A 21,877-nucleotide genomic window follows, 5' to 3' on the forward strand; every position below is an offset into this window, starting at 1 on the left:
GCTGAGCCTCAGGCGGCAGCCTTCGGGGCGTTGACGTCGCTCGGCAGCGCCTTCTGCGCGACCTCGACCAGCGCGGCGAACGCGTTGCCGTCGTTCACGGCCAGGTCGGCGAGGATCTTGCGGTCCACCTCGACGTTGGCGGCCTTCAGACCCTGGATGAAGCGGTTGTAGGTCATGCCGTTGGCGCGGGCAGCGGCGTTGATGCGCTGGATCCACAGCTGACGGAAGTCGCCCTTGCGCTTCTTGCGGTCGTTGTAGTTGTAGACGAAGGAGTGGGTGACCTGCTCCTTGGCCTTGCGGTAGAGGCGGGAGCGCTGGCCGCGGTAGCCGCTGGCCTGCTCCAGGATCGCCCGGCGCTTCTTCTGAGCGTTGACTGCCCGCTTGACGCGTGCCACTTGTTAACTCCTTGTAGCGGGGCCGTGGTTGATCGTCACACGACCCGAATCGACGTTGGGTCCCGGTCCGGTCGGCGCGCTCCGCTCACGTGGCGGAGCGCCCCGGCTCACTTGCCGAGAAGCTTCTTGATCTTCGCGGCGTCGCCCGGGGCCATCTCGGCGTTGCCGGTGAGGCGACGCGTCACGCGGGACGACTTGTGCTCAAGCAGGTGGCGCTTGCCTGCGCGCTCGCGCAGCACCTTGCCGGAGCCAGTGACCTTGAAGCGCTTGCTGGCACCGCTGTGCGTCTTGTTCTTCGGCATGCGCCGTACTCTCCTCGTCAGTGGCGCTCCCACCGGCGGAGACCGGCATGCGGGAGCGTCAGATGTGTCGATTGTTCCGGGGCTGGTGCCCCGGCCTGGATCCGGGGCAGCTCACCCAAGAGCTCACGCCTCGGCGTGCTCCTCAGCGGGCTCCTCCGCGGGAGCCACACCCTGGCGCTCCGCCTTGCGGGCAGCCTGCGCCTCGCGGGCCTCGGCCATCGCCTCGGTCTTCTTCTTGTGCGGACCGAGGACCATGATCATGTTCCGGCCGTCCTGCTTCGGATTCGACTCGATGAAGCCGAGGTCCTGGACGTCCTCCGCGAGCCGCTGGAGCAGTCGGAAGCCCAGCTCGGGCCGGGACTGCTCGCGACCACGGAACATGATCGTGATCTTGACCTTGTCACCCTGCTTGAGGAACCGGACGACGTGACCCTTCTTGGTGTCATAGTCGTGCGGGTCGATCTTCGGCCGGAGCTTCATCTCCTTGATGACCGTGTGCGCCTGGTTCTTGCGCGCCTCACGGGCCTTCATGGCCGACTCGTACTTGAACTTTCCGTAGTCCATGAGCTTGCAGACCGGCGGACGGGCGTTCGCCGCCACCTCGACCAGGTCGAGGTCGTACTCCTGCGCAAGCTCCAGGGCCTTGGCAAGCGGCACAATGCCGACCTGCTCGCCACTGGGACCGACGAGTCGCACCTCGGGGACGCGAATCCGGTCGTTGATGCGGGGCTCGGCGCTGATGGATCCTCCTCGGTAGCACCACGCGACGGCCTGGCGGACTGCCGCGTAACGTCTGTTCGGTGTGACCAACCGCGCCGGCACACGAAAAATGCCCCGGACGGGACACAGGCGGGGCTCCACGAGATCAGGAGCACCGCCGCGATGTCTCGCGGGGCGCAGCCAGACCGTTGACCCGCCAACCTGAGATCGGTCGGGTGGGAGATCGGAGCCTCCACTTGTGGGCCGGTCACATGCGTGTCCGGCCGGTCGGAACACCAGAATACACGAGTCAAGAGGGTGACCCCACTCCTGTGCATGGGGCCGTCCCGGCCTCGGGCGCTCCCGGGCGCGGGGCCGACGGGCGGGGGTCCTAGTCTGGAGGAGACCCCTCCAGCAGGAAGTGAAACCCCAGCACATGAGCGAGCAGATCCCCCAGCAGCCGGCCGCCGCGGAGACCGCCGGCCAGGCGCGGCCCGACTTCGAGACCATGACCCGGGACATCGCGGAGGTGCCGGCGGTCGAGGTGATCACCACGGTCGCGGTGCACCTGATGAGCTCGGCGGCGGTCAACCTCGGTCTCGCCGAGGAGGGCGCGGACCACAAGGACCTGGACGAGGCCCGCAAGCTGATCCACGCGCTGGCCGGGCTGGTCACCGCGAGCGCCACCGAGATCGGCTCGTACCACGCGGCGCCGCTGCGGGACGGCCTGAAGTCGCTCCAACTGGCCTTCCGCGAGGCGTCGGTGGTCCCGGACGAGCCGGGCCAGGGCCCCGGCGAGAAGTACACCGGCCCCGTCTACGGCTGACGCACCGCGACGACGAGCCCCGGCCGCATCCCGGCCGGGGCTCGTCGTCGTATGCGTACGGAGACCGTGGGTCAGACGCGGTCGCCGGGGGCCGGCTGGTCCGGCGTGGTCGGCTCGCCGCTGGCGGCCTGGTCGGCGGTGGTGACCGGCTCCTGCGGGGGGTGGGTGACCTGGTGGACCGCCGCCGCGATCGCGCCGCCGATCAGGGGCGCGACGATGAACAGCCATACCTGGGTGATGGCCGCGCCGCCCGCGAAGATCGCCGGGCCCAGGGACCGCGCCGGGTTCACCGAGGTGCCGTCCAGCGGGATGCCGAAGAGGTAGACCAGGCCCAGGGCGATACCGATTGCCAGGCCGCCGAAGCCCGCCACGGCCACGCGGTGAGTGACGGAGAGCACCACGAAGACGAACAGGAACGTCATCACGATCTCGGCCACGAAGGCGCCGCCGAGGTTGATGTGCACCGCCGAGCGGTCGCCCCAGCCGTTGGTGCCGAAGGCCCCGTGGGTCTGTAGGCCCGGTACCTGCTTGGCGACCAGGAAGAGCAGGGCTGCGCCGACGATGCCGCCGAGGATCTGCGCGATCCAGTACTCGACGGCGGTGCGGACCGTGATGCGCTTGGCCAGCAGCATGCCGAGCGTCACCGCGGGGTTGATGTGGCAGCCCGAGATCGGGCCGAGGGCGTAGGCAAGTGCCAGCATGACGAATCCGAAGGCCAGGGCGATGCCGAAGGTGCCGATGTATTCGCCGGCCAGCACTGCCGCGCCGACGGCGAAGAACACCAGGAGCAGCGTGCCGAGGAATTCGGATACGACCGTGCGGGTCTCCGTGGTCTCCATGGGCTCTCCTCGCGTGGATCTTGAGCTCTCCTCGCATTGTGCGGCCCGCGGCACGAAGCCGCCCGTTGGAAGCGGGCGGCGCCGGACTCGTATCCCGGTGGATCAGCGTCGGTAGAGGGGCTCCCCCGGGGCGTCGGAACCGGGCGGGAGAAGGGCCAGGTCGAGGCCGCGGACCAGCCGGGCGCGGAGCGTCTCGTCGCCGGCGAGCGCCTGGGCGAGCCGCTGGGCGGCCTCGGCGGGGTCGGTGCCGGGCGCGAGGCCGAGGGCGAGGGTGCCGTCGGTCTCCGCGGACGGGGTCAGGTGCGCGAGGTGGACCGCGGGTTCGGCGTCGAGGAGGGCGCGCAGCGCCTCGGTGACGGCGGGGTCGGCGAGCGGGTCGGCGCTGGTCCGGCCCTCGGCGAGGGCCCGCAGTGCGGCGCCGGTCAGCTGGTAGGTGACCGGTCCGGCCAGGTCGATCACGACGGTGTCGGCCTGCTCGTGGGCGGCGGCCAGCAGCGCCTGCCGCATCGGGACCGCGACCGGTCGGGCGTCCGGCCGCCAGCGCTGGAGCGTCTCCATGGACGTGAACGCCGGAAGGGCGCGACGGCCGTCCGGTGCGCTGAGCGTCGGCACCGCCATGTCGCTGGTCTTCTCCCGCCGCAGCCCGTCGGGCCCGGTCTCGACCTCCCCGAGCACCGCCACCACCGGCACCAGAACGCGGGCCTCGGCCAGGGCGGTCAGCAGGGGGCCTTCGGCACCGCGATCCGCCCCGTACGCCGCGAGCGCCGCCGCCAGCGCGGGGTCGGCAGACCCGTCGTCGTCCGCAAAACCGGGATTCGGAATGTTCTTCTCCACCCAGCGACCCTATCCGCGCCCACGAACAACACCCCCCACCGCCCCCTCAACCACCCACCCACGGGAGGGGACGGGCCGGAGGGGCGGGTGGGCAGGACGTAAAGCGAAGCAGTCCTGCACACCCGCCCCGGAGGTCCGTCACCGCACCCCGACAGCCCCGCGCAGCGGCCCCGCGCCGCAGGCGCAAAGACAGCACCCCACGGCGGGAAAGCCAACAACGTGGGAAGGCTCAGCCGAGCGCGGCGGATCGGCGCCAGAGGAAGAGCGCTACTGCTACGAGTCCGACGCCGGTGGCGCCGAGGGCCCAGGGGATCCAGTTGACGGGGGTGTCGTCGTCGGGATCGGCGACCGGGCCGGGGCCGAAGTACCGGTGGGGGTAGCCAACGGGGGCCGGTTTCTGGGGTGTTGGGGCGAGCCGCTCCGCGGCCGTCAGCGCGGCGGCGGGGTCGATGAGCCCCGCGCCGTACTCGTCGTCCCGTCCGCCCTCGGGGCGGTGCTGCGCGGTGCTGGTGAGCAGGTCGCGGATCTGGTTCGGGCTGAGGTCGCGGTGCGCGGAGCGGATCAGCGCGACGGCCCCGGAGACGAAGGCGGCCGCGGGGCTGGTGCCCCAGCCGGAGACGTAGCCGGTGCCGTGGTCGGCCATGAGGATGTCGTAGCCGGGGGCGCTGACCGTGGCGTACCAGTGGCGGGTGGAGAAGGGCGCGCGGGCGTCCAGGTGGGTTATGGCGGTGGCGGCGATGACGCCGGGGTAGGCCGCGGGGTAGGAGACGTGGTTGCCCTTGAGGCCGCCGTTGCCGGCGGAGGCGACGACGGGGATGCCCTTGCCCAGGGCGTATTGGATGGCGGCGTCCTCGCGGGAGTCGGGGTGGGCGGTCTCGCTGTCGTCGCCGAGGGACATGTTGATCACGTCGGCGCCGTGGTCGGCGGCCCAGCGGATGCCGTCGGCGAGGGCGCCGGCCTTCTGGTCGCGGGCCCGGCGGCGCTCGGGGTCGTGGTCCTCCAGGATCACGCGGACGGGCAGGATCTTGGCCTCGGGGGCGACACCGAGGACGCCGTCGGAGCGGCCGGCGCCGTGGCCGTGGCCGGCGATGACGCTGGCCATGCCGGTGCCGTGCTGGGCATAGGTGTCGTCGCCGGGGCGGGCGCCGAAGCCGACGAGGTCCTTCTGGGGCAGCACCTGGCCCGTGAGGTCGGGGTGGTCGGCGTCCACGCCGGTGTCCAGGACGGCGACGGTGATGCCGGCGCCCTTGGTGGTCCCCCAGGCGTCCTGGGCGTGGATGGCCGCCAGGCCCCACTCCTGGGCGCGGAGGGTGTCGGCGCGGGCGGGGAGGGACGGCAGGACGGCCAGCGCGGCGGAAGTCAGGGCGACGGCCGCGGTGCGCAGCGCGGACTTGGTCATGGGGCTTGCTCCGTGGGCTGCGCGGGGAGGCCGGACGCGGTGCGGAAGGTCGTGCTGATCTTGTCCGCGAGGCCCTTGGCGTCGTGGCCGAGGCCGGCCTCGGCGGGGGCGGTGGTGGTGCCCGGTTGGACGGCGGCGTCGGCGGGCTGCGGGTCGGCGATCTCGCGGCCGTCGGCGAAGCCGGAGACGGCGTAGACCACGACCGGGACGTCGGTGAGGACCCGGATCGTCCAACTGGCGCGCTGGGCGGGGCCGAAGTCCTCGGCGGCGGTGCCCTTGGCAGCCAGCGGCAGCGGCATCAGGGCGCTGCGGGTGGCCAGGTCGTTGGTGCTGAAGCGGGCGTTGAGGTCCATCATTCCGGACCGGTCGGCCTTGGTGGTCTGGGCGCCGACGGTGATGACGCCGGTGCGGGTGGCGTCGACGTAGGTGGCGCGGAGCAGGCGGGCGCAGCCGGCCGAGGCGAGTTCCTTGGCGAGCGGGCCCTCGGTGGCGGGGGTGCAGCCGGTGTCGGGGGCGACCGCGATCCGGATCCAGGTGCGGTCGGCGCCGCCGGGGCCGGCGGCCAGGCCCTCGACGGTGCGGGGGAAGAGGGTGTCGACGGGGGTGTTGCGCCAGGCGTTTAGGCCCTTGGCGAAGACGGCCTCGGGGGTCGGGGTGCGCTTGGCGGGGGCGTCGGTGAGCCAGCTGCCGGCCGCGGCGCCGGCGATCAGGCCGATGCCGAGGACCAGGGAGACGGCCGCGGCCACGACGCGGTTGCCGGGCAGGCGGTCGGCCAGCGGGCGGCGCGGTTCCGCTTCGACTCCGGTGGGGTGGGCGGGAGTTGACGGCGGGCCGGGGGCGGGCGGGGGCTCGGGGTGGGCGGCGCGGTCGCGGGCGTCGTCCCACAGGGCCGCGCTGTGGGCGAGGTGGAAGGCGGCGGTGTCGCGGAACGAGCGGGGGGCGCCGGCGGGCGGCGGCGGGGCGGCGGGCGGCTCCGTACGGGGGCGGGGCGGGGCGGCCGGCGGGGTCGTCGGCCGGGGTGGCTCAGTGGGGGCCGCGGTGGGCTTGGGCGTCGGGGCGGCGGGGGCCGGGGACGGCTCGGGGGCCGGGGTGGTCTCGGCGGGGAGCGGCCGACGGGTGGCGGGGGGCTCGGCGGGTTCGGCGGGGACCGGGCGCAGGACGGTGGTCTTGGGGTCCTCGTCGGGGGCGGGCCCGGCGGGGCGGTGCGGCGGGCGCGGGGGTATGGGTGGGATGCGCGGAGCATCGGCGTAATCGGCGTCGGCGCTCACCAGCGCTCCCCCTCGCACGGTGTGCCCCGGACCCGACAAGCAATCGGGGCAGGGTGGTTCGTATCCGGACAACACGCCGCTGACCTGCTGGTTGCGGTGTCGAGCCACTTTAAGGGCTGCCCGGGTCGCCGCTCCAACCCCCGCGCGCTCCGACGTCACTTCCGGCGCGGTTCGTCCCCTTACCAGGGGTAGCGGCGTCTGGCAGGCTGCGGGCCATGTCCCCGCTCTTCACCGATGCGCATGCCGCCACCGCCCCCGCTCCCCGGGCGCCCAGCTCCGGACGGACCCCGCTCGACCGGGCCACCGCCGCCCTCGACGCGCCGCTGGCCGTGGTCGACCTGGCCGCCTTCGACGCCAACGCCGCCGATCTGGTGCGCCGTTCGAAGGGGAAGCCGATCCGGGTGGCGAGCAAGTCGGTGCGCTGCCGGGCGCTGTTGGAGCGGGTGCTGGCGCGCGACGGCTTCGCCGGGATCATGAGCTTCACGCTCGCCGAGTCGCTGTGGCTGGCCCAATCCGGCTTCCCGGACGTGCTGCTGGCGTACCCGTCGGCGGACCGGGCCGGCTTCGCCGAGCTGGTCGGCGATCCCGGGTCGGCGGCGGCGGTGACGGTGATGGCCGACGATCCGGCGCAGCTCGATCTGATCGACGCGGCCCGCCCGGGCGGTCCGGGCAGCGGCGCGGAGGTCCGCATCTGTCTGGAACTGGACACCTCGTACCGGCTGTTGGGCGGGCGGGTGCGGGTCGGGGCCCGGCGCTCGCCGCTGCGGGACCCGGAGCAACTCGCCGCGCTGGCCCGGGCGGTGGTGCGCCGCCCCGGTTTCCGGCTGGTGGGGCTGATGGCCTACGAGGGACATGTGGCGGGGGTGGGCGACGAGGTCGCGGGGCGGCCGGTGCGTTCGCGGACGATCCGGGTGATGCAGGCGGCGGCCCGACGGGAGTTGGCGCAGCGGCGGTGGGCGGCCGTGCGGGCGGTGCGGCAGGTGGCGCCGCGGCTGGAGTTCGTCAACGGCGGGGGGACGGGGAGCGTGCAGCACACCGCGGCGGAGGCGGCGGTCACCGAGATCGCGGCGGGCTCGGGGCTGTATGTGCCGCGGCTGTTCGACAACTTCCGGTCGTTCCGCGGGCGTCCGGCGGCGCTGTTCGCCCAGCCGGTGGTGCGGCGTCCCGGGCCCGGGGTCGTCACGGTGCTGGGCGGCGGCTATCCGGCGTCGGGGGTGGCCGGGGCGGACCGGCTGCCGGAGCCGTATCTGCCGGCCGGGCTGCGCTACGACCCGCAGGAGGGTCCTGGCGAGGTGCAGACGCCGCTGCTGGGGGCGGCGGCGGACGGGCTGGCGGTCGGCGACAAGGTGTGGTTCCGGCATGCCAAGGCGGGCGAACTGTGCGAGCGGTTCGCGCGGTTGCACCTGGTCGAGGGCGATCGGGTGGTGGCGACGGTGCCGACGTACCGGGGCGAGGGCCGCACCTTCCTGTGAGGCGCGGCCCTCGCCCGGGGCGCGGCACGGGTCAACCGTGGATGGTGTCCCGCTGGTCGGCGACGACGGTGCCGTCGGGGCGGCGGACCGGGCCGAGGGAGCCGTCGGTGTTGGTGTAGCCCTTGGTGGCACAGGGGTAGGCGCCGGACTTGCGGGGCAGCGGGTCGATGAACATCGGGTTGACCACCCAGCGGCCGTCGGCGTCGTCGTAGCCGCGGCACATCAGCTCGTCCTTGTTGCGGTTGATGGCCAGGTGGGCGCCGGTGGCGTCGCCGACGAAGGTGACGTCGGTGGTGGCGTCGCCGCCGCCCAGCGCGATGCGGTGCGCGGGGTCCTGCTTGCGCCACGCCTCGGCGCCCTTGATGCCGTAGATCTCCTGGTTGATGAAGCAGCGCTTGCCGTCGATGTACGGGATGGCCTCGCCGGGGCCGTCCTTGACGTCGCCGCAGCCGGCGAGGCGGGTGGTGAACCTGCCGTGGTGCAGGCGGCTGCGGATGCCGATGGTGTGCGCGGCGTCCAGGCCGACGCCGCCGGACCACGCCTCGGCGAGGGTCTCGGAGGACGCGGAGACGATGTAGACGTCGAAGCCGGCGGCCTTGAGCGTGCGGATCAGGTCCTTCTGCTGCGGGTAGTAGCGGATGTAGCCGGCCAACTTGTGGGTGCCGACGGTCTGTTGGGCGCCGATCGGCGCGGCGAGGTTCTCGGCACGGGCCCGCTTGGCGTACCGGGTGAGGGTGGCGGGCTTCAGGCCGGCGAAGAGCTGGGGGACCCAGGCGTATTGGGGGACCGTGCGGCGGTGGTTCCAGGTGCCGGCGAAGGCGGCGGCGCCGCTCATGGTCTTCCCCTCGCCGCGGATCTCCATGATCTCGTCGGCGCAGGCGGCGCGGGTGGACGTGGGCAGCGGGCGGCCGGCGCGGCCGGTGCCGCAGGCGCGGGTCAGCGCGCGGTCGGCGGCGGCGGTCAGCCAGGGGCTGGTGTCCCGCCAGCTCTTGGGCCTAAGCACCTTGTCGTGCCGGAGCATCCAGGCCAGCGTCGCGTCGGTGATGTCGTTCTTGACGACGGTGTTGTCCCAGTCGAAGGCGGCGACGGGGCGGGGGCCGATCGAGAGGGGCTGCGCGGAGCGCATCCGGCCGGGGTGGTGGTCGGGCGACGGGTGGGCGTCCGAGCAGGTGCCGCGCTCGTCGATCATCTTCTGGAGCTTGGCGCGGTTGTCGCCGTACCAGGGCAGGTCCTTGGAGAGCTGCGGGCAGGTGGTGCGGGCCGGGGCCTTGGCGGGGGTGGCGGCGGTGGCCGGCGCGGTGGCCGTGAGGGCGGCGAGCGCGGCGGCGCCGGCCAGGACCTGGGCCAGCAGCCGGCGGGGGCGGGCGGTCAAGTGTCCTCCGTGGTCAAAGGGGGAAGCACGGCGGGACCGGCACCCGGGGGTGCCGGTCCCGATATTGATCATGGAAGCTTACAAGGGGGTCACATAGGCGCCCGCGATGCCTCCGTCGACGAGGAACTCGGCGGCGTTGACGAACGAGGAGTCGTCGCTGGCGAGGAAGGCGACCGCGGAGGCGATCTCCTCGGGCTCGGCGAACCGGCCGACCGGGACGTGCACCAGGCGGCGCGCGGCCCGCTCGGGGTCCTTGGCGAACAGCTCCTTGAGCAGCGGGGTGTTGACCGGCCCCGGGCAGAGCGCGTTGACCCGGATGCCCTCGCGGGCGAACTGCACGCCCAGTTCGCGGGACATCGCCAGCACGCCGCCCTTGGAGGCGGTGTAGCTGATCTGCGAGGTGGCGGCGCCCAGCACGGCCACGAAGGAGGCGGTGTTGATGATGGAGCCGCCGCGCCCGGTCTGCTCGAACTGCCGCTGCATGTAGGGCAGTGCGTGCTTGCAGCAGAGGTAGACCGAGGTGAGGTTGACCTCCTGGACGCGCTTCCAGGCGTCGAGGCCGGTGGTCAGGATGGAGTCGTCGTCGGGCGGCGAGATCCCGGCGTTGTTGAAGGCGATGTCCACCGAACCGTAGGTGTCGTAGGCGGTCTTGTAGAGCGCCTCGACCTGCTCCGCGTCGGTGACGTCGACCTGGACGAAGGTGCCGCCGACCTCCTCGGCGGCGGCCTTGCCGGCCGTCTCGTCGATGTCGGCGCAGACGACGTTCGCGCCCTCGGAGGCCAACCGGCGGGCGGTGGCCAGGCCGATGCCGCTGCCGGCTCCGGTGATCACGGCGGTACGGCCGACGAGGCGGCGGCACACGGCGGTCTGGTCGGTCACGTGGCTCTCCTAGTGGGTGGTGACGGTGCGGATCACGAGCCGGCCGGCTCGGTGGCGAGGAAGACGTTCTTGGTCTCGGTGAAGGGCGTCAGCGCGTCCGGGCCCAGTTCGCGGCCGAGGCCGGACTGCTTGAAGCCGCCGAACGGGGTCCAATAGCGCACCGCGCTGTGCGAGTTGACCGAGAGGTTGCCGGCGGCGACGGCGCGCGCCATGCGCAGCGCGCGGCCGACGTCGCGGGTCCACAGGGAGCCGGCCAGGCCGTAGTCGGTGGCGTTGGCGAGCCGGACGGCGTCGGCCTCGTCGTCGAAGGGCATGACCACGGCCACGGGGCCGAAGATCTCCTCGACGGCGGTGCGGTCCTCGGGGCGGCCCTCCAGGACGGTGGCCGGGTACCAGAAGCCCTTGCCGGTGGGGGCCGCGCCGCGGATGGCGGCCGGCGCGTCCTCGGTGACGTAGGAGCGGACCCGGTCGCGCTGGGCGGCGGAGATCAGCGGGCCCATCTGGGTCGCGGGGTCGGCCGGGTCGCCGGCGGTGAACGCCTTGACCGCGGGCTCCAGCAGGCCCAGGAAGCGGTCGTAGACGCTGCGTTGGACCAGGATGCGGCTGCGGGCGCAGCAGTCCTGGCCGGTGTTGTCGAGGAAGGAGCCGGGGGCGGCGGCCGCGGCGGCCTCCAGGTCGGCGTCGGCGAAGACGATGTTGGGGCTCTTGCCACCGAGTTCGAGGGTGAGCCGCTTGGTCTGCGCGGCGCACTGGGTGGCGATCCGCCGGCCGGTGGCGGTGGAGCCGGTGAAGACGACCTTGGCGACGCCGGGGTGGTCGACCAGGGCGCTGCCGGTGACCGCGCCCTCGCCGGGCAGGACCTGGAAGAGGTGCTCGGGGAGGCCGGCTTCCAGGGCGAGTTCGGCGAGCCTGAGGGCGGTGAGCGGGGTGGTCTCGGCGGGCTTGAGGAGGACGGCGTTGCCGGCCGCGAGGGCGGGGGCGGTGCCCCAGGCGGCGATCGGCATCGGGAAGTTCCAGGGGGCGATGACGGCGACCACGCCGAGCGGTTCCTGGAGGGTGAGGTTCAGCCCGCCCGGCACCGGGATTTGATGCCCCGTCAGGCGCTCCACTCCCCCGGCCGCGTAGTGCAGCAGGTCGCGGACGTTGCCCGCCTCCCAGCGGGCGTTGCCCAACGGGTGGCCGGCCTCGCGCAGCTCCAGTTGGGCCAGCGATTCGATCTGGGCGTCGACGGCGTCGGCGAACCGGCGCAGCAGCCGGGCCCGGTCGCCGGGGGCCAGCGCGGCCCAGACTTCCTGGGCGGCGGCGGCCCGGCGGACGGCCGCGTCGACCTCGGCGGGCGGGGTGGTGGGGACGGTGGCCACCACCTCCTCGGTCGCCGGGTTGAGGATGGTCAACTCTTGCAGCACGGGCGTTCCTTACATGCGCTCGAAGGAGCGGAAGCGCTCCCAGTCCGTGACGGCGGCGTCGTAGGCGTCCTGTTCGACGCGGGCCATGTGGCGGTAGTGGTCGACGACCTCGTCGCCGAAGGCGGCGCGGGCGACCGTGCTGCGCTCCCACAGCTCGGCGGCCTCGCGGAGGGTGGTGGGGACGTGCGCGGCGTCTCCCGAGTAGGCGTTCCCCGTGGTGGCGTCGGGGAGTTCGAGCTCCTGGTCTATGCCGTGCAGGCCGGCCGCGATCATGCCGGCGACCGCGAGGTAGGGGTTGACGTCGCCGCCGGGCAGGCGGTTCTCCAGGCGGTGGGAGCGGCCGTGGCCGACGACGCGGAGGGCGCAGGTGCGGTTGTCCGGGCCCCAGGCGACGGCGGTGGGGGCGAAGGAGCCGGGGCGGAACCGCTTGTAGGAGTTGATATTGGGGGCGTAGAACAGCGTGAAGTCGCGCAGCGCGGCCAGTTGGCCGGCGAGGAAGTGCTGCATGGTGCGCGACATGCCGTAGGGGCCGTCGTCGTCGGCCAGCACCGGGCGGCCCTGTGCGTCCTGGAGCGAGAGGTGGATGTGACAGGAATTGCCCTCGCGCTCGTCGTACTTGGGCATGAAGGTGAGCGCCATGCCCTCCTGGGCGGCGATCTCCTTGGCACCGGTCTTGTAGATGCTGTGCTGGTCGCAGGTGGTGAGCGCCTCGTCGTAGACGAACACGATCTCGTGCTGGCCGAGGTTGCACTCGCCCTTGGCGGACTCGACGGTCATGCCGGCCGCGCCCATCTCGTTGCGGATCCGGCGCAGCAGCGGCTCGACGCGGCCGGTGCCGAGGACGGAGTAGTCGCCGTTCCACTGGTTGGCCGGGGTCATCTGGCGGTAGCCGCGGGACCAGGCGTCCTCGTAGCTGTCCTTGAAGACCATGAACTCCAGCTCGGTGCCGACGTGGGCGCTCCAGCCGCGCTCGGCGAGCCGGTCGAGCTGGCGGCGCAGGATCTGCCGGGGCGAGGCGACGACCGGTGAGCCGTCGTGCCAGGCGAGGTCGGCGGTGATCAGGGCGGAGCCGGGGTTCCAGGGGGTGCGGCGGAGGGTGGCGGGGTCGCCGTGCAGCGCGAAGTCGCCGTAACCGCGCTCCCAGGAGGACATCGCATAGCCGTCGACGGTGTTCAGGTCGACGTCGACGGCGAGGAGGTAGTTGCAGCCCTCGGTGCCGTGGTCGAGGACGGTGTCGAGGAAGTAGCGGGCGGCGAACCGCTTGCCCTGGAGCCTGCCTTGCATGTCGGTGAAGGCGAGGACGACAGTGTCGATCTCCCCGTTGTCGACGAGGGCGGTGAGCTCCTCGACGGAGAGTGGGGGCCTGCGGTCTGCCACGGTGGTGCCTCCTGTCGGTGCATCCGGAGCCCATAAGGTAGGCACACGAACCATTGCTTGGGAAGGGGTTCCGATGGATGCTGCGGCCGATCGGCTGGCGCCGGTGCTGCGGCCGGTCCGGGCGGGCAACGGCTTCGAGGAGGCGCTGGAGCAGATACTCCAGATCGTCCGGCTCGGGCTGGTGCCGCAGGGCGAACGGCTCCCGGCCGAGCGGGAGTTGGCGGAGCGGCTGCAGATCAGCCGGGTCACCCTGCGCGAGGTCCTCAAGGTGCTCCAGGACGAGGGGCTGGTGGAGAGCCGGCGCGGTCGGTACGGCGGCACGTTCGTGCGGATGCGCACCGACAGCCCGGGCGAGGCCGAGCTGCGGCGCCGGGTCGACCGGACCGACGTCGAGGACATCCTGCGCTTCCGGGAGGTGTTGGAGGTCGGCGCGGCCGGGCTGTGCGCGGCGCACGGGTTGTCGGACGAGCAGGCGGCGCGGCTGCGGGAGGCGCTGGCCGCCACCGAGGACGCACCGCTGGCCGACTACCGGCGGCGGGACACGCTGCTGCACCTGACGCTGGCGGAGCTGTCCGGATCGCCGTCGCTGGCCGCCCAGTACGCCGCGGTCCGGGCCGGCGTCAACGACCTGCTGGACTGCATCCCCCTGTTGGTGCGGAACTTGGAGCACTCGCAGACCCAGCACGCCGCGCTGGTGGAGGCGGTGCTGGAGGGCGATGCGGACGGCGCCCGCGAGGTGATGCGGGAGCACTGCTGCGGCACCGCGGCCCTGCTGCGCGGCTTCCTGTCCGCGCCGGCCCGCTGACGCCCCTTTTGCGCACCCGCGTCACCGGCCTTTTACGCACGGGTCTTGCGCTGCGCCACCGGGACGACAAAGGTATGCGGCTAAACCTTTACTCCGGTTGTCCCCCGCGAGGCAGGAGCGGCTCATGGCCGACAGCACCCACGCCGACAGCACCAGCGCGCCGCCCACCGCGCCCCCCGACGGCGGGCCGCCGAGCGACGACGCCTATCTGGAGCGGCGGACGCTGCGCCGCGGCAGCGCCGGCCCGCTGCTGCTGACCGGCCTGGGCGTCGCCTACGTCGTCTCCGGCGACTTCTCGGGCTGGAACAACGGGCTGGCCCACGGCGGCTTCGGCGGACTGGCGATCGCCGCGGTCCTGATGGGACTGATGTACACCTGTCTGGTCTTCGCGCTGGCCGAGTTGGCCTCGATCCTGCCCACCGCGGGCGGCGGCTACGGCTTCGCCCGGCGGGCGCTGGGCACCTGGGGCGGCTTCCTGACCGGTACCGCGATCCTGATCGAGTACGTGCTGGCGCCGGCCGCGATCGCGATCTTCATCGGCGACTACGTCGAATCGCTGGGCCTGTTCGGGCTGCACTCCGGCTGGCCCGTCTACCTCGCCTGCTTCGTGCTCTTCATCGGGATCCACCTGTGGGGCGTGGGCGAGGCGCTGCGGTTCAGCCTGGTGGTCACCGCGATCGCGGTCGCCGCGCTGCTGGTCTTCGCACTCGCCGCGCTCAGCGACTTCCACGTCGACGCGCTCAACGACATCCCGGTCAAGACCGGTGCGTTCGGGGCGAGTTCGTGGCTGCCGTTCGGGGTGCTGGGGATCTGGGCGGCGTTCCCGTTCGGGATGTGGTTCTTCCTGGGCGTGGAGGGCGTCCCGTTGGCGGCCGAGGAGACGAAGGACCCGGCGCGCACGCTGCCGCGGGCGATGGCGGCCGCGATGGGCGTGCTGCTGCTCCTCGCGCTGATCACCTTCACCGCGGCCACCGGGGCGCGTGGCTCGGCCGCGATCCAGTCCGTCGGCGACCCGCTGGTCCAGGCCCTCCAGCCGCACGGCACCCCGACCACGGTCAGCCGGATCGTCAACTACGCCGGTCTGGCCGGGCTGGTGGCCTCCTTCTTCTCCCTCATCTTCGCCGGTTCACGGCAGCTCTTCGCGCTCTCCCGGGCCGGCTACCTGCCCCGCTTCCTCTCCCTGACCAGCCGCCGCAAGGCGCCCTACCTCGGCCTGCTGGTCCCCGGCGCGCTGGGCTTCGGGCTGGCCGCGGCCACCGGCGACGGCGCCCGGATGCTCAACGTCGCGGTCTTCGGCGCCACCATCTCCTATGCCCTGATGGCCCTTTCGCACCTCGTGCTGCGCCGCCGCGAGCCGGGACTGCACCGCCCGTACCGCACCCCGGGCGGCATGTTCACCTCCGGTGTGGCCTTCGCGCTGGCCTGCTCGGCGCTGGTGGCGACGTTCCTGGTCGACAAGGAGGCGGCACTGATCGCGCTCGCCGTCTACGGCCTCGCCCTGGCCTACTTCGCCCTCTACTCCCGCCACCGGCTGGTGGCGGCCGCGCCCGAGGAGGAGTTCGCGGCCCTGGCCGCCGCCGAGGCCGAACTCGCGCGCGATTAGGGTCAGTTGCCCCTGTGCCGCAAGCAGCCACCAGCACCGCCCCGGCGCCCCGCCGCGCCCCGCACCGTACGGAGGAGCTCCCAATGTCCCGGCCGCCCCAGCCGTCCCAGCCGCAACCCCCGCTCATCGGCATCAGCACCTACCAGGAAGAGGCCCGGTGGGGGGTGTGGGCGCTGCCCGCGGCGCTGCTGCCGGCCGGCTACCCGCGCCTGGTGCAGCGCTCGGGCGGGCTGCCCGCCATGCTGCCGCCCGGCGACCCGGAGACCGCCGCGGCGACCGTCGCCCGGCTGGACGGGCTGGTGATCGCCGGCGGCGCGGACGTTTCCCCGGCCCGCTACGGGGCCGAGCCGCACCCCCGCACCGGGCCGCCCGCGCTGGACCGGGACGCCTGGGAACTGGCCCTGATCGAGGCGGCGTTGGCGGCCCGGGTGCCGCTGCTGGGCATCTGCCGGGGCCTGCAGCTGCTGAACGTGGCGCTCGGCGGCACCCTCGTCCAGCACCTCGAAGGGCACGTCGGCCCGCCCGGGGTCTTCGGCCGGCACGAGATCGCGGCGGTGCCCGGCACGCTGCTGGCCGCGGCGCTGCCCGAGCCGGTGGCCGTGCCGACCTACCACCACCAGGCCGTGGACCGCCTGGGCCGCGGGCTGGTGGTCTCCGCCTACGCCGACGACGGCACCATCGAGGCGCTGGAACTGCCCCACGCGCCGGCCCTCACCCTGGCCGTGCAGTGGCACCCGGAGGCCGGCGACGACACCCGGGTGATGGAGGTCCTGGTGGCGGCGGCCCGGGGGGAGGCGCCGGACGGCGGGTGAGGCCGTCGGCCCCAAGGCCCCGGCGCCGCCCGGCTCCTGGCTCCGACCCCCGGGCGGCCCGCCGGCCCCACAACCCCGGAAGCCACCCCTCACCCCCGGAAGTCGTCCGCCACCCCCACCAACAGCACCCGGCTCTCCGGGGCCAACGACCGCCAGCGATGGGTGACCCCGCCGGCGCAGTAGAAGGCATCGCCCGGCCCGAGTTCGTAGCGCCGGCCGTCCGCCTCGGTCTCCACCGCGCCCTCGATCACATACATCAACTCGTCGTGCGGGTGGCGGAATGCGCGCTGCCAGTCGTGCCGCCCGGTGAACTCCAGGGCGTGCAGCTGCTGGTGGCCGCGGACCAAGGGGCGGACCCGGCCCCTCTCGCCGTCCTCGGGGACGGCGGCCGAGCCGGCCCGTACCACGTCGACCGCGCGCGGCCCGTCGGCGGTGGCCAGCAGCCGGACCGCGGTGGTCTCCAGGGCGTCGGCGATCAACTGGAGCGAGCGCATGCTGGGGCGGGCCCGGTCGTTCTCGACCTGGCTGAGGAAGGGCGCGGAGAGTCCGGTGGCGCGGGCGAGGTCGGCCAGCGTCAACTCCCGTGCGCGCCGCCGCCGGCGGACCGCCGCCCCCACCCGCGGAACCTCCGTCGCGGCCTCGGACCCGCTCATCCCGCCCCCCTCCCCGGCGCCGACGCACCGTCTTTATCGTGCCGTTCACAGCCCTGCAACAGACCGTCCCTAACGTCTACGTCGTTTGATCCCATCAAACAAAGTTTGACAAGACACAGTCTGACGAGGGGAGTTCGGCATGGCTTCCAGCCCGGCCACCAGTCTGACCACGGTCGATCAAAACACACGCCGCCGACGCGGCACCGGCCTGATCGCGCTCGACGCCACCACCGCCTACCACGGCTACACGCTCTACGCCCCGCTCACCGGCGGCGGCCAGGTCCTGCTGATCGACCTGCACGGCACCGTCGTCCACCGCTGGCACCTGCCGCACCGCCCCGGCCGCCACGCCCGCCTCCTGGCCAACGGCAACCTCGCCTACAACGCCACCCTCCCCGACCAGGACGCGCTCTTCCCGATGTGGCACAAGTACCGGGGCGGGCTGATGCAGGAGATCGCCCCCGACGGCACGGTGCTGCGCTCGTTCACCGATCCGCTCCAGCACCACGACGCCCACCACTACGGCGACGGGCGCATCCTCTACTCCGCGCTGGAGCCGCTGACCGGTGAACGGGCCACGGCGGTCCGCGGCGGCGTCCCCGGCTCCGAGCCGGACGGCACGGTGTACGCCGACACCCTCCGCGAAGTCGACGCGGACGGGCGGCCGTTGTGGTCCTGGAACGCCGCCGACCACCTCGATCCGGCGGAGTACGCCCTGCACCCCGCCTACTCCCGCGAGCACTGGCCGCTGATCAACTCCGTGCTGCCGCTGGCCGACGGCGACGTGCTGGTCAGCCTGCGCAGCGCCTCGGCCGTGATCGTCGTCAACCGCGCGACCGGCGCGGTCCGTTGGCGCACCGCGCCGGGGCTGGTCGCCCAGCAGCACCACCCCACCGAACTCCCCAACGGCAACATCCTCCTCTTCGACAACGGCGTCTTCCGGCCCGACTGCGACGTCCCCTACTCCCGGGTCATCGAGGTGGACCGGGCCACCGGTGCGGTGGTCTGGGAGTACCACGACCCGGCCCGGGAGGCGTTCTTCGCGCCCTTCATGGGCAGCGCCCAGCGGCTGCCCAACGGCAACACCCTGATCACCGACTCCCCCGCCGGCCGGCTCTTCGAGGTCACCGCCGAGGGCCTGCTGTGCTGGGAGTACGTCGTCCCGGAGTTCGGCGGCTACCGCGAACCGGAGGTCGGCGACCTCTTTCCCACCCAGAACAACGCGGTCTTCCGCGCCTACCGGTACGCCGCCGCGGAACTCCCGTGGCTGAAGCGGCGGGTGTGAACGATGGCCGCCACCGCTCCCCCGGCCACCGTGGCGCCGGTGGACGAACGGGTCCCTCCCCCAAGCTCTTAAGGAGCAGGGAGGTACCCCCATCCCGGCTGCTGCCGCTCGCCGCCCAGCACGTCCTGGCGATGATCGCCGCCCCGGTCTCCACCGTCTTCCTGCTGGCCGACGGGCTGCGCCTGCCGCCCGGCCGCACCGCCGCACTGCTCAGCGCCACCCTCGTCCTGTGCGGGGCCGGGGCGCTGCTGCAGTCCCTCGGGGCCTGGCGGATCGGCGCCCGGCTGCCGTTCATGATGCTGCCCGGCGGCGCCGCGGCCGCCCTCTTCCTCCAGATCGCCCGGGAGCACGGCGCGGCCACCGCCTCCGGCGCGGTACTGCTGGCGGCCGTGCTGCTGCTGGCCGTACTGCCGCTGTACGGGCGGATCGTGCGGTTCTTCCCGCCGCTGGTGATGGGCACGACGGTGCTGGTCATCGGCGTCACCATGGTCTCCGCCGCGGCTCCGATGGCGGCCGCCGGCGGCGGTCCGGCACTGGTCACCGTCGCCGCCACCGCACTGGGCTTCCTGCTGCTGCGCGGCGTCTGGCGGCAGCTGTCGGTCCTGCTGGGCATGGCGGTGGGCACCGCCGCGGCGGCCCTGGCCGGCACCCCGCTCCGCGCCGTTCCGGGTGACGCGCTGCTCGCCCTTCCCCGCCTCCTCCCCTACGGGACACCGCACTTCGACCTGCTCGCCGCGCTGCCGCTGCTGGTCTTCGCGCTCGCCTCGCTCGCCGAGGCGACCGGTCAGACGGTGCTCACCAGCGAGGCGGTGGGCCGGACGCCGCAGCCGGCCCGCGACGTACCGCGCACCGTCCGCGCGGACGCGGTCGCCTCACTGGCCGCCGGGCTGTGCGGCGGCGCGACGATGGTGACCAGCGCGGAGAACATCGGCATCGTCCAACTGACCGGCGTCCGCAGCCGGTTCGTGACCGCGGCGGCCGGGGCGCTGCTGGTGGGATGCGGGCTGCTGGCCCCGGTCACCCGGCTGCTGGCGGCGCTGCCGGTGCCGGTCGTCGGCGGTGCCGCGCTGGTGGTCTACGCGGTGATCGCCACCATGGGCATCGACCTGCTGCGCCGCACCGACCTCACCGACCGCGCCGCCACCAGCGTTGTCGCCCTCGCCCTGCTCGCCGGCCTGCTCCCGCTCCTCGCCCCGCGGCTGTACGCGCCGCTGCCCACCTGGGCACACACCCTCCTTGGCAGCGGCGTACCGGCCGCCGCGCTCACCGCCGCGGTGCTGTCGACGCTCCTCCGGCGCCGGGACGCGCCGGGCCGGACGGCGCCCGCCGGGGCGGGCTGACGGCAGCCGACGACAGCCCGCCGAGTCCCCGCTCAGCGCGTACCGCAAGCCGGCCCGAGCGGACCCGGCCCGCCCTGGCTCAGGACGTCCCCCGCGTCAGCCCCAGCAGCTCCCGCGCAGGACCCACCGGCCGCTGCCCCGCCGGCCACACCGCACGCAGATCGCGCCCCAACTCCAGCCCGCGCACCGGCACTTCCACCAGCCGCCGGGCGGTCAGCTCCTCCCGTACCGCCAGTTCGCTCAGCACGGACGGGGCCGCCTCGCTGACCACCGCCGACTTGACCGCGGTGGTCGACGCGAGCTCCAGCAGCGGTTCGGCCGACCCGCCGGCGTCGGCCAGCGCCGCGTCCAGCACCTGCCGGGTGCCCGAACCGCGCTCCCGCAGGATCAGCGGGGTGGCGGCCAGTTCGGCGGCGGTCAGCTCGGTGCGCCGCCGGGCCCAGGGGTGGGACGGGGCGGCCACCACGATCAGCCGGTCGTGCCCGATCACCGCGCCGTCCAGCCCCGCCGGGACGTCCAGGCCCTCCACGAAGCCGATATCCGACTCACCGGCCAGCAGCCGCCCGGCGACCGCGCTGGAGTTCCCCGCCAGCAGCGACACCGCCGTCCCCGGGCGCCGGGCGCGCAGCGCGATCAGCCAGCCCGGCAGCAGGTACTCGGCGATGGTCATGCTCGCCGCGACCCGCAGCCGGGAGTCGCGCCGCCCGCGCAGCGCCTGGGTGCCCGCGTCGAACGCCTCGGCCGCCTCCACCACTCGGCGCGCCCAGTCGGTGACCAGCGCGCCGGCATCGGTCAACCGCGAGCCGCGCGGCGACCGTTCGACCAGCGCCACCCCCAACTGCCGTTCCATGGACCGGATCCGGCTGCTGGCGGCGGGCTGGGTGATGCCCATCGCCCGCGCGGCCCGGCCGAGGCTGCCGAGCCGGGCGACCGCCAGCAGCAGTTCCATCGCCCCGAGGTCCGGCACCCGGTGGTGCAGCGGAACCCCGTCGTCCGGCTCCCCGGCGGCCCGCCCCTTCATCTCGCCACTCATAACCCCACCTTATGCCCTCATAGAGACAAGATCCCTGGTCGGCGCGGACCGGACCGGCGACCGTTGTGCCATGTCCTCAGTAGCCCAGGCCCCGCCCAGGAACCCCGCCACCGGCACCCCCTCCCCGCCCCGCGGCCCCGCCTCGGTGCGCCAGCTCGGCCCCAACTGGTACGCCGCCGTGATGGGCACCGCGATCGTCGCCAACGCCGGCGCGGCGCTGCCGCTCGCCGCCCCCGGCCTCCGCGCCGCCTACCAGGTGGTCTGGGCGCTCTCCGCGCTGCTGTTGCTCACCCTGCTGACCGCGCGCGCCGTCCACTGGACCCGCCACCGCGACCAGGCCCGCCGCCATCTGCTCGATCCGACCGTCGCCCCGTTCTACGGATGCCTGGCGATGGCGCTGCTGGCGGTCGGCGGCGGCACCCTCGCGGTCGGCCGGGACGTCATCGGCACCCCCGCCGCGGTGGCCGCCGACGCCGTGCTGTGGACCGCGGGAACCCTGGTCGGCCTGGCCACCGCGGCCGGCATCCCGTACCTGATGGTGGCCCGCCACCGGATCACCGAGGGCAGCGCCTCCCCGGTCTGGCTGCTGCCCCTGGTCGCCCCCATGGTCTCGGCCGCCCTGGGCCCGGCCCTGATCCCCCATCTGCCGCCCGGCCAGCCGCAATTGGCGCTGCTCCTGGCCTGCTACGCCCTCTTCGGCATGTCCCTCCTGATGACGCTGGCCGTCCTCCCCCTGGTCCTGAGCCGCCTCTTCCACCACGGCCCGCTCCCCCTCGCCCTCACCCCCACCCTCTTCCTCGTCCTCGGCCCGCTGGGCCAGTCCACCACCGCCGTGCACAACCTCGCCGACGCCGCCCCCGGCATCGTCACCCCGTCCACCGCGCACGCCATGAGCGCCTTCGCGCTGCTCTACGGGGTCCCGGTACTGGGCTTCGCCCTCCTCTGGCTGGCCCTCGCCACCGCCCTGGTGGTCCGCGCCGCCCGCCACGGCATGGGCTTCGCGATGACCTGGTGGGGCTTCACCTTCCCCGTCGGCACCTGCGTCACCGGCGCCGCCGGCCTGGCCCACCACACCGGCCTGACCGCCTACACCTGGCTCGCGGTGGCCCTCTTCGCGGCCCTGGTCACGGCCGTCGCGGTCACCGGCACCCGCACCGCCCACGGCCTGGCCCGGGGTCGCCTGCTAGTGCTGTGACCGGAAACGATCACCGGGTTGGTGTCGACCGACCTCGCCTCCGGTGGGATCAGGGGACGTAGATAGGGTGGGCTGGTGTTCTC

Annotated in this window: 21 protein-coding genes; 8 read left to right on the forward strand and 13 right to left on the reverse strand. The window is 73.7% G+C overall.

Annotation, left to right across the window (positions count from 1 at the left end; genetic code table 11):
* Positions 1 to 8: 8 nt before the first annotated feature.
* The 3 genes from rplT to infC all read right to left on the reverse strand — a co-directional run bounded on the left by rplT (position 9) and on the right by infC (position 1,507).
* Positions 9 to 395, reverse strand: coding sequence for a 50S ribosomal protein L20 (gene rplT / locus ACFVFQ_RS35840; protein ID WP_274916763.1), 387 nt, complete (start codon positions 393 to 395; stop codon positions 9 to 11).
* Between the two features lie 107 nt (positions 396 to 502).
* On the reverse strand, positions 503 to 697 hold the full coding sequence (gene rpmI / locus ACFVFQ_RS35845; RefSeq protein ID WP_016576627.1) for a 50S ribosomal protein L35: 195 nt from the start codon (positions 695 to 697) through the stop codon (positions 503 to 505).
* A gap of 123 nt (positions 698 to 820) precedes the next feature.
* The gene (gene infC, locus ACFVFQ_RS35850) at positions 821 to 1,507 is read right to left on the reverse strand and encodes a translation initiation factor IF-3 (protein ID WP_383424399.1); all 687 of its coding nucleotides are present in this window, start codon (positions 1,505 to 1,507) and stop codon (positions 821 to 823) included.
* A gap of 325 nt (positions 1,508 to 1,832) precedes the next feature.
* Here infC and ACFVFQ_RS35855 point away from each other — a divergent pair, with 325 nt between their 5' ends.
* The gene (locus ACFVFQ_RS35855; RefSeq protein ID WP_383424401.1) at positions 1,833 to 2,222 is read left to right on the forward strand and encodes a DUF1844 domain-containing protein; all 390 of its coding nucleotides are present in this window, start codon (positions 1,833 to 1,835) and stop codon (positions 2,220 to 2,222) included.
* Between the two features lie 71 nt (positions 2,223 to 2,293).
* Here ACFVFQ_RS35855 and ACFVFQ_RS35860 read toward each other — a convergent pair whose 3' ends face one another.
* From ACFVFQ_RS35860 to ACFVFQ_RS35875, 4 genes are all read right to left on the reverse strand, one after another.
* On the reverse strand, positions 2,294 to 3,061 hold the full coding sequence (locus tag ACFVFQ_RS35860) for an aquaporin (protein ID WP_383424404.1): 768 nt from the start codon (positions 3,059 to 3,061) through the stop codon (positions 2,294 to 2,296).
* Positions 3,062 to 3,163: 102 nt separating this feature from the next.
* Positions 3,164 to 3,895, reverse strand: a complete 732-nt coding sequence (locus ACFVFQ_RS35865) for an SseB family protein (protein WP_383424406.1) — start codon at positions 3,893 to 3,895, stop codon at positions 3,164 to 3,166.
* A 229-nt stretch (positions 3,896 to 4,124) separates the two neighbouring features.
* Positions 4,125 to 5,294 carry a type VII secretion-associated serine protease mycosin gene (mycP, locus tag ACFVFQ_RS35870; RefSeq protein WP_383424408.1) on the reverse strand — a complete coding sequence of 390 codons (1,170 nt, stop codon included), beginning with the start codon at positions 5,292 to 5,294 and terminating at the stop codon, positions 4,125 to 4,127.
* Entirely contained in the window at positions 5,291 to 6,562 is a 1,272-nt protein-coding gene (locus ACFVFQ_RS35875) for a hypothetical protein (protein ID WP_383424410.1), read from the reverse strand. Before ACFVFQ_RS35875 ends, mycP begins: the two co-directional genes overlap by 4 nt.
* Positions 6,563 to 6,777: 215 nt before the next feature.
* Here ACFVFQ_RS35875 and ACFVFQ_RS35880 point away from each other — a divergent pair, with 215 nt between their 5' ends.
* Positions 6,778 to 8,034 carry an amino acid deaminase/aldolase gene (locus ACFVFQ_RS35880; protein ID WP_383424412.1) on the forward strand — a complete coding sequence of 419 codons (1,257 nt, stop codon included), beginning with the start codon at positions 6,778 to 6,780 and terminating at the stop codon, positions 8,032 to 8,034.
* Positions 8,035 to 8,065: 31 nt separating this feature from the next.
* Here the strand turns inward: ACFVFQ_RS35880 and ACFVFQ_RS35885 are convergent, their stop codons facing one another.
* From ACFVFQ_RS35885 to ACFVFQ_RS35900, 4 genes are all read right to left on the reverse strand, one after another.
* Positions 8,066 to 9,406 (reverse strand): haloacid dehalogenase-like hydrolase, encoded by a 1,341-nt coding sequence (locus tag ACFVFQ_RS35885; RefSeq protein WP_383424414.1) that lies wholly within the window; start codon positions 9,404 to 9,406, stop codon positions 8,066 to 8,068.
* 78 nt (positions 9,407 to 9,484) lie between these two features.
* The gene (locus ACFVFQ_RS35890) at positions 9,485 to 10,285 is read right to left on the reverse strand and encodes a 3-oxoacyl-ACP reductase (RefSeq protein ID WP_383424416.1); all 801 of its coding nucleotides are present in this window, start codon (positions 10,283 to 10,285) and stop codon (positions 9,485 to 9,487) included.
* 32 nt (positions 10,286 to 10,317) lie between these two features.
* The gene (locus ACFVFQ_RS35895; protein WP_383424418.1) at positions 10,318 to 11,691 is read right to left on the reverse strand and encodes an aldehyde dehydrogenase family protein; all 1,374 of its coding nucleotides are present in this window, start codon (positions 11,689 to 11,691) and stop codon (positions 10,318 to 10,320) included.
* 9 nt (positions 11,692 to 11,700) lie between these two features.
* Positions 11,701 to 13,068 carry a glutamine synthetase family protein gene (locus ACFVFQ_RS35900; RefSeq protein WP_383424420.1) on the reverse strand — a complete coding sequence of 456 codons (1,368 nt, stop codon included), beginning with the start codon at positions 13,066 to 13,068 and terminating at the stop codon, positions 11,701 to 11,703.
* 73 nt (positions 13,069 to 13,141) lie between these two features.
* On the opposite strand from ACFVFQ_RS35900, the gene ACFVFQ_RS35905 reads away from it, so the two are divergent.
* From ACFVFQ_RS35905 to ACFVFQ_RS35915, 3 genes are all read left to right on the forward strand, one after another.
* Positions 13,142 to 13,873 (forward strand): FadR/GntR family transcriptional regulator, encoded by a 732-nt coding sequence (locus tag ACFVFQ_RS35905; protein ID WP_383424422.1) that lies wholly within the window; start codon positions 13,142 to 13,144, stop codon positions 13,871 to 13,873.
* A 124-nt stretch (positions 13,874 to 13,997) separates the two neighbouring features.
* On the forward strand, positions 13,998 to 15,476 hold the full coding sequence (gene eat, locus ACFVFQ_RS35910) for an ethanolamine permease (protein ID WP_383424424.1): 1,479 nt from the start codon (positions 13,998 to 14,000) through the stop codon (positions 15,474 to 15,476).
* An 83-nt stretch (positions 15,477 to 15,559) separates the two neighbouring features.
* Entirely contained in the window at positions 15,560 to 16,288 is a 729-nt protein-coding gene (locus ACFVFQ_RS35915; RefSeq protein WP_383424426.1) for a gamma-glutamyl-gamma-aminobutyrate hydrolase family protein, read from the forward strand.
* Positions 16,289 to 16,377: 89 nt separating this feature from the next.
* Here the strand turns inward: ACFVFQ_RS35915 and ACFVFQ_RS35920 are convergent, their stop codons facing one another.
* The gene (locus ACFVFQ_RS35920; RefSeq protein ID WP_383424428.1) at positions 16,378 to 16,941 is read right to left on the reverse strand and encodes a helix-turn-helix domain-containing protein; all 564 of its coding nucleotides are present in this window, start codon (positions 16,939 to 16,941) and stop codon (positions 16,378 to 16,380) included.
* Positions 16,942 to 17,080: 139 nt separating this feature from the next.
* Here ACFVFQ_RS35920 and ACFVFQ_RS35925 point away from each other — a divergent pair, with 139 nt between their 5' ends.
* Entirely contained in the window at positions 17,081 to 18,226 is a 1,146-nt protein-coding gene (locus ACFVFQ_RS35925) for an aryl-sulfate sulfotransferase (protein WP_383424430.1), read from the forward strand.
* A complete protein-coding gene (locus tag ACFVFQ_RS35930) occupies positions 18,223 to 19,566 on the forward strand; it encodes a uracil-xanthine permease family protein (RefSeq protein ID WP_383424432.1) in 1,344 nt (447 codons plus the stop codon). The genes ACFVFQ_RS35925 and ACFVFQ_RS35930 overlap by 4 nt, the downstream gene beginning before the upstream one ends.
* A gap of 79 nt (positions 19,567 to 19,645) precedes the next feature.
* On the opposite strand, the gene ACFVFQ_RS35935 is transcribed toward ACFVFQ_RS35930, so the two are convergent.
* Positions 19,646 to 20,599 (reverse strand): LysR family transcriptional regulator, encoded by a 954-nt coding sequence (locus ACFVFQ_RS35935; protein ID WP_383424434.1) that lies wholly within the window; start codon positions 20,597 to 20,599, stop codon positions 19,646 to 19,648.
* Between the two features lie 70 nt (positions 20,600 to 20,669).
* Between ACFVFQ_RS35935 and ACFVFQ_RS35940 the strand changes: the two genes are divergently transcribed.
* Positions 20,670 to 21,794, forward strand: coding sequence for a TDT family transporter (locus tag ACFVFQ_RS35940; RefSeq protein WP_383424436.1), 1,125 nt, complete (start codon positions 20,670 to 20,672; stop codon positions 21,792 to 21,794).
* Positions 21,795 to 21,877 lie beyond the last annotated feature (83 nt).

It is taken from the genome of Streptomyces sp. NPDC057743 (assembly GCF_042798755.1).
In the GTDB taxonomy this organism is placed as follows: Bacteria; Actinomycetota; Actinomycetes; order Streptomycetales; family Streptomycetaceae; genus Streptomyces.

Coding starts and splice junctions, on each gene's coding strand:
- ACFVFQ_RS35855 (WP_383424401.1), top strand. CDS start 1,833: ATGAGCGAGCAGATCCCCCAGCAGCCGGCCGCCGCGGAGACCGCCGGC.
- eat (WP_383424424.1), top strand. CDS start 13,998: ATGGCCGACAGCACCCACGCCGACAGCACCAGCGCGCCGCCCACCGCG.
- mycP (WP_383424408.1), bottom strand. CDS start 5,294: ATGACCAAGTCCGCGCTGCGCACCGCGGCCGTCGCCCTGACTTCCGCC.
- ACFVFQ_RS35920 (WP_383424428.1), bottom strand. CDS start 16,941: ATGAGCGGGTCCGAGGCCGCGACGGAGGTTCCGCGGGTGGGGGCGGCG.
- ACFVFQ_RS35940 (WP_383424436.1), top strand. CDS start 20,670: ATGTCCTCAGTAGCCCAGGCCCCGCCCAGGAACCCCGCCACCGGCACC.
- ACFVFQ_RS35925 (WP_383424430.1), top strand. CDS start 17,081: ATGGCTTCCAGCCCGGCCACCAGTCTGACCACGGTCGATCAAAACACA.
- ACFVFQ_RS35935 (WP_383424434.1), bottom strand. CDS start 20,599: ATGAGTGGCGAGATGAAGGGGCGGGCCGCCGGGGAGCCGGACGACGGG.
- ACFVFQ_RS35860 (WP_383424404.1), bottom strand. CDS start 3,061: ATGGAGACCACGGAGACCCGCACGGTCGTATCCGAATTCCTCGGCACG.
- ACFVFQ_RS35880 (WP_383424412.1), top strand. CDS start 6,778: ATGTCCCCGCTCTTCACCGATGCGCATGCCGCCACCGCCCCCGCTCCC.
- rpmI (WP_016576627.1), bottom strand. CDS start 697: ATGCCGAAGAACAAGACGCACAGCGGTGCCAGCAAGCGCTTCAAGGTC.
- ACFVFQ_RS35905 (WP_383424422.1), top strand. CDS start 13,142: ATGGATGCTGCGGCCGATCGGCTGGCGCCGGTGCTGCGGCCGGTCCGG.
- ACFVFQ_RS35915 (WP_383424426.1), top strand. CDS start 15,560: ATGTCCCGGCCGCCCCAGCCGTCCCAGCCGCAACCCCCGCTCATCGGC.